11 protein-coding genes and 1 pseudogene are annotated in these 15,270 nt (G+C 42.8%); 9 read left to right on the top strand and 3 right to left on the bottom strand.

What is annotated here, in order from left to right; genetic code table 11:
- Together L4D78_RS23200 and L4D78_RS23195 are read left to right on the top strand one after the other, a co-directional pair.
- Window positions 1–252: pseudogene (locus L4D78_RS23200) on the top strand (L-lactate MFS transporter); the annotation flags it as partial.
- Window positions 253–996 (top strand): GntR family transcriptional regulator, encoded by a 744-nt coding sequence (locus L4D78_RS23195; protein WP_428458360.1) that lies wholly within the window; start codon window positions 253–255, stop codon window positions 994–996.
- Window positions 997–1,008: 12 nt separating this feature from the next.
- Here L4D78_RS23195 and L4D78_RS23190 read toward each other — a convergent pair whose 3' ends face one another.
- Window positions 1,009–1,947, bottom strand: coding sequence for a patatin-like phospholipase family protein (locus L4D78_RS23190; RefSeq protein WP_428469125.1), 939 nt, complete (start codon window positions 1,945–1,947; stop codon window positions 1,009–1,011).
- Between the two features lie 244 nt (window positions 1,948–2,191).
- Here L4D78_RS23190 and L4D78_RS23185 point away from each other — a divergent pair, with 244 nt between their 5' ends.
- From L4D78_RS23185 to L4D78_RS23175, 3 genes are all read left to right on the top strand, one after another.
- Entirely contained in the window at window positions 2,192–2,611 is a 420-nt protein-coding gene (locus L4D78_RS23185) for a hypothetical protein (protein WP_428469124.1), read from the top strand.
- A gap of 620 nt (window positions 2,612–3,231) precedes the next feature.
- Window positions 3,232–6,105: an Ig-like domain-containing protein gene (locus L4D78_RS23180; RefSeq protein WP_428469123.1), complete on the top strand. Its 2,874-nt coding sequence runs from the start codon at window positions 3,232–3,234 to the stop codon at window positions 6,103–6,105.
- Between the two features lie 123 nt (window positions 6,106–6,228).
- The gene (locus tag L4D78_RS23175; protein WP_428469122.1) at window positions 6,229–8,778 is read left to right on the top strand and encodes an Ig-like domain-containing protein; all 2,550 of its coding nucleotides are present in this window, start codon (window positions 6,229–6,231) and stop codon (window positions 8,776–8,778) included.
- A gap of 246 nt (window positions 8,779–9,024) precedes the next feature.
- Here the strand turns inward: L4D78_RS23175 and L4D78_RS23170 are convergent, their stop codons facing one another.
- Together L4D78_RS23170 and L4D78_RS23165 are read right to left on the bottom strand one after the other, a co-directional pair.
- Window positions 9,025–9,354: an SMR family transporter gene (locus L4D78_RS23170; protein ID WP_428469121.1), complete on the bottom strand. Its 330-nt coding sequence runs from the start codon at window positions 9,352–9,354 to the stop codon at window positions 9,025–9,027.
- Between the two features lie 7 nt (window positions 9,355–9,361).
- Entirely contained in the window at window positions 9,362–10,297 is a 936-nt protein-coding gene (locus L4D78_RS23165; protein WP_428469120.1) for a LysR substrate-binding domain-containing protein, read from the bottom strand.
- A gap of 237 nt (window positions 10,298–10,534) precedes the next feature.
- On the opposite strand from L4D78_RS23165, the gene L4D78_RS23160 reads away from it, so the two are divergent.
- From L4D78_RS23160 to L4D78_RS23145, 4 genes are all read left to right on the top strand, one after another.
- Window positions 10,535–11,548 (top strand): putative 2-aminoethylphosphonate ABC transporter substrate-binding protein, encoded by a 1,014-nt coding sequence (locus tag L4D78_RS23160; protein ID WP_428469119.1) that lies wholly within the window; start codon window positions 10,535–10,537, stop codon window positions 11,546–11,548.
- A gap of 89 nt (window positions 11,549–11,637) precedes the next feature.
- Window positions 11,638–12,702 (top strand): putative 2-aminoethylphosphonate ABC transporter ATP-binding protein, encoded by a 1,065-nt coding sequence (locus L4D78_RS23155; RefSeq protein WP_428469118.1) that lies wholly within the window; start codon window positions 11,638–11,640, stop codon window positions 12,700–12,702.
- Window positions 12,699–14,429 carry a putative 2-aminoethylphosphonate ABC transporter permease subunit gene (locus L4D78_RS23150; protein ID WP_428469117.1) on the top strand — a complete coding sequence of 577 codons (1,731 nt, stop codon included), beginning with the start codon at window positions 12,699–12,701 and terminating at the stop codon, window positions 14,427–14,429. Before L4D78_RS23155 ends, L4D78_RS23150 begins: the two co-directional genes overlap by 4 nt.
- A 105-nt stretch (window positions 14,430–14,534) precedes the next feature.
- On the top strand, window positions 14,535–15,224 hold the full coding sequence (locus L4D78_RS23145; RefSeq protein ID WP_428469116.1) for an HAD family hydrolase: 690 nt from the start codon (window positions 14,535–14,537) through the stop codon (window positions 15,222–15,224).
- The last annotated feature ends 46 nt before the right edge of the window (window positions 15,225–15,270 follow it).

Here is a 15,270-nt window from a genome sequence, read left to right as displayed (position 1 = left end):
CCTTCAATTATGGCGAGTTTCTWTGGCTTAAAAAACTATGGCGCTAACTACGGCGTATTATATACAGCATGGGGTGCCGGAGGCTTTATTGGCCCTATTCTTGCTGCCGTAGTCGTTGACAGTACAGGGAATTACCAGCTTGCTTATCAGATCTGTGCAGTATTAATGGCGGTTACAGTTGGCCTAGCGCTATGGCTACAGCCTATCCGCTTGGGTATAATCAGGCCAGTACTCAAGGAAAAGCATGAATAAATGAACGATTACAATAACTTGATCAAGCTCATTAAAGCGCGTTTAGAGCAAAAGGATAAATCGCCACTTTACATTAAAGTTGCCGAAACTGTGAAGCAGGCGATTCGGCAAAAAATGTTAGTCGGAGGCGATTTTTTACCGACAGAGCGAGAGCTTGGCGAGATGCTGGAAATCTCTCGTATTACGGTTCGTAAAGCGCTTGATGTGCTTGATAAAGAAGGTGTTGTTGTCCGCTCTCGAGGCTGCGGCACAATGGTTAGCGATACCCTTGAGTATTCATTGAAAGAGCCAAAAGGCTTCTCTCAACAAGTGGTACTGAAAGGAAAGCGCCCTGATACACTATGGATCAAGAAAGAAATCGTTCCTTGTAATGATGATGTCGCCAGCCAGCTTCAAATTACCCCTGATGACGACGTTTTCTTGTTAAAACGAATTCGCTATATTGACGACCAACCTGTTTCTATTGAAGAGTCGTACGTACCGGCACACTTAATTGCAGATGCTGATGATATTCAAATGTCGCTGTATGAGTATTTCCAAAGCCAGAATATTACCTTAACTCGTACTAAGAGCCGAGTCAGTGCTCAGCTACCGACCGATGAGTTTCTTGAACACTTAGGGCTGAAATCAACGGTTCCTGTATTGGTGATTAATCAGGTCGCTTATGATGCATCGGGTCAGCTGATGGAGTACAGCGTTAACTATTGTCGTGGTGACATGTACGTATTTGTGGCTGAAGATTAGGGCCAACAGACCCTAAATACAAAAGTGGCAGTTTTCTTCTGTGAGTCCATTCAATCCTTTAAGGTTCGTAATGTGCTCTTTGCCTGCGCTTAGCCCCATCTCATAGCCTTGGTTTAGCACTGCCTTGTTCATTGTTAAGCGTTTCACAGTGAAATTGTTGGGTGGGGCGATCACTTTGATCTTTGCATCACTGGGTGGATTGCGAATGAAATCCAGTGCTTCGTTATAGGTTTTGTTCCGCATTACCATTGCCTTGGCTAAGCCCGGTGTACGAGATAGGAGCCTTTTAATTAACCACGGTGTTTTTGATTCGCTCTTTTGGTAATTCAGAGGGTGAGATAAAACAACGGTGATGTCTCTAGCCCCACGGCGGTAAGCTTCCTTTACTGGGATTGAGTCGGCCACGCCGCCGTCACTAAAACAGCCACCAGAAAAACAAGGCGTTGTTTTAAAAGCGATAGGCAAGGCAGCAGTAGCAACCATTGCATTGTCGGCATTGTGCTCGTCAATACGGTAATAGTCCGCTTTCCCTGTTTCGATGTTGGTTACCGCAGCCCAGAAAGGGAGAGAGGTATAAAACTTATCTTTGTCTATTGGATAGCGCTGGTTTGATTGGTGCCATAGCCACTCGACATCAACCAGATCCCCACCTTTTAAAAAACGAGTCGGATTAAAAAACTCAGGGCTGGTGGCCAGTTTCGTGATCACGTCATAGCTGCGTTTAGGTGCACCGGCAATATAGCCGACCAAGTTGGAAGCACCTGCTGATACACCGATGGCAAAGTCATACGGTTTGAAATCATATTCCATAAATGCATCTAATACGCCACTGGCAAAGATCCCCCGCATCGCACCTCCTTCCACAATAAGCGCGCGTTGGTTATCTAAGGGGGGGGCTAAAAAATTGTTTTCTAAAAAATCGCTTTCTAAAGATTGGTTTTCAACAGACATATTTACCTCGAACTTGATTTACCAAGAGAGGATAACGCTCGTGGCCATTAAGCTGAAATGGGTAGTGCTAATTGATTTAGTAGGCGAAACCTATTGATAGAATTCGTCTCTTCTTTACACAAAATCAGCATATGTCGCAAAATGACCTATTTTGCTGTTGTTCTTTGATAGTAGCATTAAGCATTATTTTGCGTGGTGTCTTGCCTTACTTTCATTAAGACCCATATTGATTATCGGTTTGTGCATGTACATGCGATTATTTTTTAAGTTTGCGAAGGTCGCGAGTTATGTTTCTTTCATTTTGTTAATCGAAAAGACTGGAGGTGGCCATGCTTATAGCAACCAAGGTGACTGGTTGTCCCAGCCTGATGCTGTCGAACCTGTGGGGTTTGATGCGATAAACTCTCTGCAACCAGAGGTAAAAGAAATCGTAAAAGTCGAGAGTGTGTATTTAACTATTAAACTTGAGCAAACTTCTCAGCAGATAGTGAATACTGGTAGTTTACTTCATCAGCACATCCAGGATATTTCTAAATCTATTATAGATGAAATTTGTGAGCATCCTATTAATACACGTTTAGATAATCATAAGATAAATCGAACTTATCAAGTTAAGGCTAGTGATGATATAGCTTTGTTTGAGCTTAATATTGATTATTGCTAACAGTTAAAACATTCATTAAGAACAACTATCCCCATGTTACATATCATGTAATTATCATTCCTGCATCTAAGTAGTAGTTATTTTTATCGGTTTTATTTTCAAAACCTTGTCATTGCTTATCGTTATCTTCGTTAATTTTGTCAATTCCGTCAATATTGTCATTTTCATTCCTTTATTAGTTTTGAGATTTTTAAATATAACCAGTGATGTCGTATTGTGATCTTAGTATGTTGATTTCAAATGGTTTTTGTGTGTTTGGTGTAATATTTTAAACTAATGCGTGGTCTGACCTTTTGGGTGTTTAATTGATTTTTTCTTAGTGGATAGTATTTATTTTATATTATTTTTATTAAATGATATTTAATTTCTAATTGTGTGATCCTGATTCAACCATCTATACTTTAAATGTCTAGAAAGTTGGATATCATATATTTGCTTCTAAGGGGTTTTGAATATTATTTTCGAAGGGTAGAGAAATCGTTTAGTACGTGTACATTTAGTACCTTACTTACCTTTTGTATTAACCTTTTTCTCTGTTTAACGCTATTCGGATTATTTCAGTTGGTTTTCCCCTTAAGAGGTATTACTTAATCATAATAAAATAATAGTAGGGATAAACTATGCGTTTACCATTATTTAATAAACGTGTTAATAAAGTAACTGGCGCATTAATTGCAGCAGGATTAATGATTTCTCCAATGGGGATGGCAATTGCAAGTAATGTTGATATTGGTGTTACTCCACAAAGTGAAGGACAACACTGGAGTACGTACCAGATTAATGTCGAAAATGCTGATACCGATGGTGTAGAAGTAGATAAATCGACTTTAGAATTTGTATTAGATACCGCTGCATCGAGCATTAATTGGTCATCAACGGCATTGGCATATCCGGCATGGAGTTTGGTACATACGCCGACTTCAGATGGTAAAGTGCTTCATACGTTAACGTTTGACTTTCCTCAGCAAGATTGGGCAAATTCTGTTTTGTCGCAAGGGGATGACTTTGTCATTACGGTCAGCTTTGGCGGTATGATCGCCGATCTTGATGCATTTGAGCAGAGTGTGGAATTTAACGGTGAAGGTGGCGAGATACCGCCGTCCGGTGACGTTTCATTGTTGTCACCGCGAGATGGCGACCGACTAGAACTTGGCCTGCAAACAAATATTGTTGCTAACGTAGAGGGTGATGACGCCCATCAGATTGAGTTCTGGGCATTTAATCAAAAAGTGGGTATCCAGCAAGTTCAAGAAGACCAAGCAGAGTATGATATGGCTTGGACACCATCTCAGTTAGGCTCCGGATCCATAGAGGTTATCCTGTTTAATGAAGCTGGTACTCGCATAAAAGCCGATAATGCTTCAGTTGAAATTTACAATGATTCGAATGAGTTCCAACCACCGGAAGTCGAGTTTTTGAGCCCAGAAGAAGGGGGGGCATTCAAGCAGTCTGACACTGTTAACATTCAACTAAATGCCACTGATGCTGATGCTGATGATGATCTAGCCACGATTCAAGTGACAGCCAATAACCAAGAAGTGTGTGTGATTGATGCAACAACGACATCAGACTTTTCATGTGATTGGAACCCTGACGTTACTGGTAGCGTCGAGTTGAAAGCCGTTGCGACTGATGAGCAATCACTAACAGGTAATGCCAAAGTAAATATAACTGTGACCAAAGACTCTGGTAATCAGTGTGGTGATGTTCCGCTGTATCAAGATGGCACACCATATCAAGTGGGTGATCAGGTAACCAATGTTGGGTTTATCTATACCTGTAAAGTCTTTGGCTGGTGTGGTGACCCGGTATGGGCTCCAGGCACTGGTCATCCTAATTACCCTGATGCATGGAAAGATGCTTGGGATGTCGATGGTGAGTGCGATCCAACCCCAATTCCTCAAGTTGATCTTGTCTCTCCGGGCAACGGCGACCGATTCCGTCCGGGTGAAACTATTCCTGTTATTGTGAATGCTGCCGATGACGAAGCAAAAGTCACGCGAGTAGACGTTGAATTAAACGGTGAACTCGCAGGCTCGAGTACTGATCCGATCAATGGCGATGAGTACCATATCGTATTGCCAGCACAGAGCGAAGGTGTATATAACCTTACGGCTGTGGCGCACAATGATCAGGAAGGTTCGTCTGAAACTGCACCAATAACACTTGCAGTAACCGATCTTGATATCGTGGTAAGCCTAACTGCACCAACGAATGGCTCAACCTTCTATCAAGGGCGCAGTATCCGCTTGGCAGCTGAAGCTAAATCGTTTGAAGGTAATGTAACGAAAGTACAATTCCTTCTGAACGGCGATGTATTGGAAGAATTGACCCAAGCGCCATTTGAGTATCAATGGAATGGTGCGCAAGTTGGTGAGCATGTTATCACGGCGATAGCCTATAACTCTGAAGGACAGAAGCAAACCTCCGCACCGGCACAGATCGAAGTAAAGGAATCTGCGTCTGGACCTGAATTAGGCGATAACCCTGATCGTTCTATCACTTACCTCACTTCTTGGGGGTTATCAGATATTGAAGAGCTGCAAAACTCTAAAGGTGATGGTTACTTTTTGTCATTTGGTCAGTGGGATGCATCAGGTAAGGTGACAATCTCTGATGGTATGATCACGCCAGATTATGATTCTAGTTGGATTGCACCACAGTACCAGTCATGGACTCAGCTTAAACATGAACAGCCACACAAAGCAATGATGGTAGCAATGGGCGGTGCAGCGTATGACAGCATGTGGACTCACATGGGGACAGAAGGACAGCGTGAAGCGATTGCTGATGAGTTGGTATCTATCTTAAACACGCCATACCCAGTGTATAAAAAAGGTTTGAAGCCTGAAGAATTGGCTGGTGAGTGTTTGGCGTACGATTGGCAGGGTGACTGTGATTACAACGCATATCAATTAGCGGGTTACGCGACTATAGATGGTATCGATTTTGATTTTGAGCGTACTGTTCGTATTTCAGAACAAGATAACCGGAACCTAGAAGCATTGGTCGCTTTGCTGCGAGAGCGCATTGGTAATAGTAAGCTGTTGTCACTGACGACTTACCACGTAGGTGCTGATCCAGTCGAGTGTGCCAACCCATCGGTATACGAAGACTGTTCATTTGTAGAGCCTTCTCGCTCTGCACACCATGGTGAAGTGATCTCGTTACTTCAAAATACCCGCGATACGTTCGACTTCTTCAATGTGATGGCTTACGACGCAGGTCAAAACTTCAAATATGAAGTTGCAATGGCGAACTATGCACAGCATATCGGCGATAAGACCAAAGTTGTGCTTGGTAATACGATTAATAGCCAGTGGGGACCTGATGGCCGGTTTGTTGAAACTCGCGAGAATAATATCAAGCGTACCGAGTGGCAGAAGCTAAGTGGTTATGGTGGTTTCTTTATTTGGACCCTTGGTTCGAATACCGAAAGTTTGACTACCAAAGAGCAGGTTGAATACTTCAATGAGCTGATTGATAACAACTAATTGACTGTATTGATGTTATCACCAGTTGGTAACCAATGATGTTAAACCGAGAACTGGAAATCGTTCTCGGTTTTTCGGATGACTGCTGTCAATGGAAATAAAAATACATAAATAGGATCTTTAATGAGAAAGTTAACGCTTACAGGCATTATTGCCACATTAATTTCACCTCAGGTATTTGCTAGTGGGTATGACTGTACAGGGCTAGAAGTATGGAATAGCACTACAGTTTATAATGAAGGTGAGAGTATTCAGCACCTTGAGCATGCTTATCAAGCTAATTGGTGGTCTAAAGGTAATGCTCCTGACGAATTTTCAGGTCAGTGGCAGGAATGGAGCTTACTTGGTCAGTGTGATTCTGGCGAGCCACAACCACCTGCAATTACCATAACGTCCCCTCAAGATGGCGGCCAATTCGTTCTCGATAAACCCATTTTACTTGCGGCCCAAGTGAGCAGCCAAAACTCTGAGATAAAAGAAGTTGAGTTTATTGTAAATGGAGAGTCAGTAGCCATTATCCAACAAGAACCATTTTCTACGGAATGGACGCCAACTCAACTAGGCCAAACGGTAATTTCAGTAAAAGCTACCAACATCGACAACATGACTGAAACCAGTCAGGTGAATGTGGCTATTGTCGATGGTGATATTGCCTTACCGCCAGAAGTGACTCTAACTTCACCGAGTTCGGGCAGCACCTTCGATGAAGGTGACATCGTGACTATAGCTGCCGATGCCAGCAGCAACCATAGTAGCATTGACCGCGTAGATTTTTACCTTAACGATGCCCTTGTTGGCAGCGATAACAATGCACCATACGAACACCACTGGACTTCCACTGCAGGAAACCACGCTGTGTTTGCTCAAGCTATTGATAGCGAACAGCAGAGCACCAAAACAGAAGCGGTGAGTTTCACCGTTAACGGCAGTACACCTGGTGGTAGTTGTAAGGATCTCCCTGCCTATACAGAAGGCGAAAGCTATACCCAGGGCCAACTCGTTACTAACGTTGATAATCAATATAGCTGTCAGGTTGCTGGCTGGTGTGGTGGTGCCGCATGGGCATACGAACCAGGTGTTGGCCAACATTGGCAAGATGCTTGGAAGCATGAAGGCGACTGTGGTACAGCTCCTGAGCTTAGCTTTACCTCACCAACTGCTGGTGAAACGTTGTTAGCAGGTATTCCAACAAACCTCGTGGCGAATGCTACGGCAGGTGACTTTGCTATCACTAAAGTACAATTCTTCGCAGACAATCAGCTTATTGGTACTGGTATTGCTGATGGTAATAATTACCAGCTTGAATGGACTCCAGTAAATATCGGTAACACTTTGCTAAAAGCCATAGCAACTGATGAAGATAACGCTGAAGGTGAGACCACTCAGCAAGTGACTGTTACCGATCAAGCTCTAGTCGTTGACCTAACGAAGCCAACAGCCGGCTCACGCTTTAGCATTGGTACACCTGTTGCGATGCAGGCAGACGCGAAGTCGTTTACTTCAGATATTGATCGTGTTGAATTTCTTGTAAATGGTAAAGTTGTTGCTACGGTTCAACAAGCACCCTATAAAGCAACTTGGACTTCTGAAGCTGCGGGTGATTACCAGATCCAAGCAAAAGCAATTGATGGTAGTGGCGATGAAGAGTTTTCAAGTGCGGTACCAATCAGCGTGACATTGATTGAAGAAAGAAAGCACAAACTCGTTGGCTACTGGCATAATTTCGTAAACGGTTCTGTTTGCCCAATGAACCTAAGCGATATTCCTACCGAATGGGATGTGATCGACATTGCCTTTGCCGATACCAGCCACTCAGCACCAGGAAGTAACTACTTCAACCTATTCTCAGGTGATGGAGGCTGCCCAGCCATTGATGCAGAGCGTTTCAAGCAAGATATTCAGCTTTTACAAGCTGATGGTCGTAAGATTGTACTATCACTTGGTGGTGCTGAAGGCACGATTACCCTTAACAATGATGCTTCTGAGCAAGCCTTTGTTGAAAGTCTAACGGCAATTGTTCAAGAGTGGGGCTTTGATGGATTGGATGTGGACTACGAAAGTGGTTCGGGCCTAGTCAACGGTTCAGAAATTCAGAAACGTCTTCCTCGTGCGTTACGTAGTATTCAAGACAAACTTGGCAGGGATTTGTATCTCACCATGGCGCCAGAGCACCCGTATGTTCAAGGTGGTTATGTAAGCGTGGCAGATGGTAGCGTCTGGGGGGCTTACTTGCCGGTGATTAACGAAACCCGTGATATGCTCGATCTTCTACATGTTCAGCTATATAACAACGGTGGTTTAGAACATCCATATGGCGGTACAGCTCCTGCTGGCTCTGTTGATATGATGGTTGCAGCCCAGAAAATGTTGGTTGAAGGCTTTCAAACAGCATATGGTCAAGGTCCAAACTTTGAACCATTACGTGATGATCAGGTATCAATTGGCCTTCCATCAGGCGCTAAAGCCGCAGGCAGTGGTCAAGCTACAATAGCTGATACCAATAAGGCGTTAGATTGCCTCGTTCTTGGTACTCAATGTGATACCGTTGTTCCTGAAAAACGCTACGATAACTTTGGTGGTGTGATGTTCTGGTCTATCAACTGGGACGAGTATTATGATCGTGCCTATTCGCAAGGTGTTGGTGGTAAACTGAGTGAGCTAAATCAACGGTAGTTTTCCTCACATCTGTTGATGCTCATGTTTCCTAAGCTGAAACTCATCCTCGATGAGTTTCAGCTTACACATCGCAAAGGAGCAACGACGTACCCATCCACTTAATGCCAGTTCACCTTGGCGGTAGATTTAATGCTGAGTATGGTGGTGTTCACAAACAGATATCTAGCAAGTATGTGTTCTAGGTCGATATTATTGTACTGAGCTTACCCGAATGTACGCCTTTAGATTTATAAAAACAGGCGATTAGTGGGAGACTGAATTAGAAAAAAGATTAATTATAATGGTACCGGTTAAGATCAGACTAATACCGATGATTGCCGGCATATCAAGTTTTTGTTGGTAAAGCATCCAACCCAGTCCCGCGACTAACACAACACCTGCACCGCACCAAATAGCGTAGGCTATCCCAACAGGTATAATTTTCACAACTTGTGCCAGACAGGCAAAAGCGACGAAGTAGAAAAATAAGCAAGCGAGGGTAGGGGCCAGTTTAGTAAAGCCTGCTGTTTTGGCTAGGGCTGTAGTTGCTGCAACTTCAGCAATAATAGCGATAGTTAGGAGGATGTAATGCATTGTTTTCTCATGATACTTGTTGTTTAGATAGTTCGGGTATTGCGGAAAAAAACTGTTCGTCGGGACGCAGTGTCAGCAGCTTTTGTCTCAGCCACGCTGTAAAGAGGTTAACTTTCGGCGGCGCATTGTTTTTATCATATTGTAAATAATGACTATCTGTCGATGCAATAAGATGGTTATTTATCATTATTATACGGCCACTTTTCAGTTGTGGTATTGCATTAAGAGAGCGACATAGCATTAACCCAGCGCTTTGTGCCGCAAGTTCTAACCCCATTAAAGTACTATCGACTTCGTAGTGTTGAACCGGAGGAGATGAATTCTGCGTACTACTGGCCATCCATTCGTGCCAACCTTCAGCATAGCCACGTACATATATCCCTGGGAGTTCTTCAAACGCACCCGCAGCTATGGCTTCTTTATGCCTTTCTTTAAAAGCAGGGCTACAAACGGCAATCCAATATTCTTTACATAGCAGTTCAGTGTGTTGTTCTGGGTTTGGCTGACCATTAACGATCTCTATATCGACATTCGTTTGTGTTGCTTCTAGTTGAGGCCAGTCTTCTGAGTAAAGCTTAATACGAATATAGGGGTGTTGCTGGTAGAAATCGTCAAGTATTGGAATAAGCCAATGATAGGCAAACGAGGTATTCACTTTGACTGAAAGCAGCTGCGGTTCGTTTCTATGCGTTAACGCTTTGGTTTGAGTGCTAATAGCACGAAGAGACTGATGAACGGTTGGGTAATACTGTAAGCCTTGAATAGACAGCTTTAAGCGTCTTTTTTCACGGTTGAATAAAGGAAAACCAAGATAGTGCTCTAATGCTTTAATGTGTTGGCTGATAGCGGCTTGAGTAACGTGTAATTCCTCGGCAGCTTTGGTTATTGAGTTATGTCTTGCGCAAGCTTCAAAAGCGACCAGTGATTTTAATGGCGGTAGCATAAGTGTAGGTTTCCAATAAGGAGGGTAAATAGAAAATAATGCATATACATGACCATTATATGAATGATTGGTTATATTAGTTTTACTTAACACCATGACGAATTAATGAATGAGAACTTAAGTTTTACTTTGTTAATATCATGAAAATAATAAGGTTTATGTAACTTTTACTTAATCTTGCTTCATTAAGGTATGTAGTAACTTAATTGCTTATTCTTTAATGATACGGAGATTTCCATGAACAAACTGATACTCGCTACTGCTATTGCAGCTTCTTTAACAAGTGCTGCTGCGTTCGCAAAGCAAGAGTTGAATGTTTATACCGCTTTTGAAATTGAACAAATCAGAGAGCTTGAAACTGCATTTAAAGCTGCGCACCCTGAAATTCAGCTCAATTTTATGCGAGATTCAACGAGCGTAGTAACAGCACGTTTATTGGCAGAAAAAGCAAACCCTCAGGCTGATGTTATTTGGGGGCTAGCGGCGACATCTATGATGGTTTTGGATAATCAAAACGTATTGACGCCTTATGCACCTGTAGGCCTAGAAAAGCTAGACGAAAAATTCCGTGATAGCCGAGAAGTTCCACACTGGATTGGTATGGATGCATGGATTGCGGGTATTTGTTTTAACACCATTGAAGCTAAAAAGCATGGTCTTGAAAAACCAGAATCATGGGCTGATCTGACGAAGGCTGAATACCAAGGCCATATTGTTATGCCTAACCCAGCATCATCAGGTACAGGCTTCCTTGACGTATCAGCTTGGTTGCAACAATTTGGTGAAGATGCGGGCTGGGAGTACATGGAAGGGCTGCACAAGAATATTGCTCGTTATACACACTCTGGTTCAGCGCCTTGTAACCTAGCGGCAACAGGTGAAGCAACGATGGGTGTATCATTTGCATTCCGAGGTGCGACTCTAAAAGAGCAAGGTGCGCCAATCGATATGATCTTCCCGTCGGAAGGCGTTGGTTGGGACATGGAAGCTGCAGCTGTGGTAAATGGCACGAGTAACCTAAAGGCGGCTCAAACCCTAATCGACTTTGCTGCTTCTGAAGACGCAAACCGCGCTTACAACAAATTCTACCCAGTTATCGCAATCAGTGAATTGGCTAAACCTGTTGCACATTACCCTGATAACGCAACTGAACTGATGATAACGAATGACTTTGCATGGGCATCTGATAATTACAGCAACATCATTAAAGAGTGGACTAGCCGCTTTGATGGAAAATCAGACGCTAAATAACGCTCGCGAGTAATATCGATGTGGCCGCTGAATAAAAGCGGTCATATCGCTCATTATTTTCGTTTTGGTGCCATACAGAGTAATACGTAATGTTGAACAAAAAATATCTGCATATTGATAATTTGATAAAGAATTTTGGTGAGTTTTCTGCCCTGAAAGGGATATCGCTAGATATCAATGAAGGAGAGTTTGTCTGTTTCCTTGGGCCTTCAGGGTGCGGTAAAACCACCTTACTGCGTGCAATTGCAGGGCTTGAATTACCGACATCTGGTCAAATAAGCCAAAATAATCGTGATATCACTTTATTGCCGCCAGAGCAGCGTGATTTCGGTATTGTGTTCCAATCTTATGCCTTGTTTCCAAACCTAACGGTTGCAGACAATATCGCTTTTGGATTGATAAACCGAGGCCTTAAAAAAGCGGCTGCTTTAGAGAAAGTCAGTGAGTGGTTGTCACTGGTCGATCTTGATGGCTATGACGATCAATTTCCAGCTCAATTATCGGGTGGGCAACAACAACGTGTCGCTTTGTGTCGTGCTTTAGCACTATCTCCCGGTTTACTTCTTTTGGATGAGCCTCTGTCAGCGCTGGATGCGAAGGTGCGTACTCATTTACGCCATGAAATTTGCCAACTTCAACGCCAACTTGGTATTACCACGATCATGGTTACTCATGATCAAGAAGAAGCACTGACGATGGCAGATCGCATTGTAGTGATGAATCATGGTGTCGTTGAACAGGTGGGTACACCAGAAGAAATATATAACCACCCAGCATCAGAATTTGTTGCGAAGTTTGTTGGCACCATGAACTTTTTACCTGCACGCGTGATGGAAAAAGACACATTAAAAATTGACGACTTTACGTTCAAATCACCAAGAATGGTTGATTCAGAGTCGGTGAATTTAGCATTGCGTCCGGAAGAGATTCGCTTAGCAGAAGACGGACAATCAGGCTTGAATGCAACGGTAAATGCGTTGGAATTCATGGGTGCCTATGTACGACTAGAGTGCCAGCCAGACTCGACGTTACCGGTTGTTCAAGTTGATATCTCGTCAGAGCGGGCAAAAAAAGGATTGCCAGCGAAAGGAGAACGATGCCGTCTAATGTGGGATGCAAAGCACGCGCATGTGTTTGAAGGGGCACCAGCATGAGTTTAGAAGCGGCACTTCCACTTAAACGTCAATGGGTCGGACATCATAAATTTGGAAAGCTAATTAAACATGTGAGTACAGACCAACTGGTAATGGCTGCGGTATTAATTTTGGCTGCACTAATTATGTTGCTTGGGCTATTTGCTCCGCTGGGTGCGATGTTCGCAAAAAGTGTTCAAAATAGCGCAGGTGAATATGTTGGGTTTGTGAATTATGCGAATTACTTAACCAACCCTGCATTAACACACTCTATTTATAATACCTTATTCATCGGTGTTACCGTTTCAACAATTGTTGGGTTTTTGGCGTTCTTTTACTCGTACGCGCTAACTCGAACCTGTATGCCAGGAAAGCGACTATTTAAAATCATTGGCAGTTTGCCGATTCTTGCCCCTTCACTTTTACCCGCAATTTCTTTGGTTTACTTATTTGGTAATCAGGGAATATGGAAAGAGTGGCTAATGGGAAATAGCATTTATGGCCCAATAGGTATTGTATTAGGGCTAGTGTTTTGGTGTTTCCCACATGCGCTGTTAATTATGAGTACAGGCCTCTCAACAGCGGATGAAAGGTTATACGAAGCCGCGAGAGCAATGCGAACATCACCTATTCGAACTTTTTTCACGGTGACATTACCCGGTGCAAAGTATGGCCTAATGAGTGCCATGGTGGTTATTTTTACCCTTGTTGTTTGCGATTTCGGGGTAGCAAAGGTTATTGGTGGACAATATAACGTACTAGCGACTGATATCTACAAGCAAGTGATTGGTCAGCATAACTTTGCAATGGGTGCGGTTACATCCGTTGTACTACTACTACCGGCTTTACTTTCTTTTGCGATTGAAACACGTATTCGTAAAAAACAGCAAAATATGATGAGCGCGAGCTCTGTTATTTATCAGCCTAAACCGCATAAAATACGTGATAGCATCTCGTTTGTATTTTGCAGCATGATTGCTATCTCAATTATGGTGGTGATTGGGATGGCTGTTTATGGTTCGGTTGTCAGCTTTTGGCCTTACAATACAGCATTAACACTGAATAACTACGATTTTAGCCGTTTTATCAGTTACGGGTGGGCACCGTTTTATAACTCAGTCGTGATGTCATTGCTAGTTGCCGTTATCGGTACGGCGATTACATTTATCGTTGCTTATTGTGTTGGTAAAGGCCGTACTATGGGGCCGTTGCGTAATACGCTTCATCTTGCTGCGATGATGCCAATGGCTGTACCTGGAATGGTCTTAGGCTTGGGGTATATATTTTTCTTTAATGCGCCGTCTAATCCATTGAACAGTATCTATGGCACGATGACAATATTGGTTGTTTGTACGGTAGTTCACTTATATACCGTCGGACATATGACAGCGTTAACAGCATTACGACAGATCCCAGCTGAAATTGAAGCGGTGGCTGCTTCGTTGAAAATCCCGCAATACAAAGCATTTTTAAAAATATCTGTGCCTGTTGCATTACCAGCAGTGTTAGATATTGGCAGTTATTTGTTTGTGAATGCAATGACAACGACGTCAGGGGTCATCTTCTTATATACGACAGAAAATGCTCTAGCCTCAATTGCGGTCATGCACCTTGATGAGATGGGCTATACCGCTGCCGCTGCTGCAATGGCGGTCATGATCATGCTGACATCAGCAGTTGCTCGAATTATACATGGGGTGATTAGTTACTTACTGCTAAAAAGAACCCAAAGCTGGCGTATTCGCTAACGCCATAGGTCACCCAAACCGCACAACAATTCTATCCATTAAATAACTCTATTCATTAAATAATACAGGCTGTAATAAATACAGCCTGTATACAGGTATACCTCAATGTTAGTAAAAGAAATAAACCAACCCTATGAATTGGCCATCTTTGACATGGATGAAACGTTAATTGCTAATGATTTATCCATGCTATGGCATCAATTTTTGGTTGAAGAGCTAGGCCTTGTCGATAAAGAATTTTTGAAAGAAGACAAGCGCATGATGGCGCTTTATTATGAAGGGAAAATGGACTTAGATGCTTATATCGAATTTAGTCTCTCGCCATTAAAAGGGTATTCAGCTTTAGAGATCGATACGATGGCTGACAATTATGTTCAGTCGTCAGCAGCAAAATATATATTTCCTCAAGCAAAAGCATTGTTACAAGAGCTTAAGCAGAAAGAGATCACCTGTATGATCATATCTGCAAGCGTTACGTTTCTGGTTAAAGCAATGGCCCGATACTTGAATATACCGCATGCCGAAGGTGTCGATCTAGTGATTAAAGACGGTTGTTATACTGGGAAAATACAAGGCACCCCAAGCTATCAATCGGGTAAAGTGATACGTCTTGAACAATGGGTTGAAAGCCGTGGAGAGCAGTATACCCCTATTCATTTTTACTCAGACTCAATTAATGATTTACCCCTGTTATTAGAGGTAGATTACCCTGTGGTCGTTAACGGCTGTGAGCGATTAAGGTATGAGGCGAATAATAAAGGCTGGTTACAGTTACATTGGTATTTTGATAATTAATTTTTCATATTAACACACAAGTTTCTATTGGATTATATGAGTTTTT

This window comes from Photobacterium minamisatsumaniensis, from assembly GCF_050336695.1.
In the GTDB taxonomy this organism is placed as follows: domain Bacteria; phylum Pseudomonadota; class Gammaproteobacteria; order Enterobacterales; family Vibrionaceae; genus Photobacterium; species Photobacterium minamisatsumaniensis.
The sequence above is the reverse complement of the archived record's forward strand: the minus strand, read 5'-3'. Positions and strand labels throughout refer to the sequence as shown.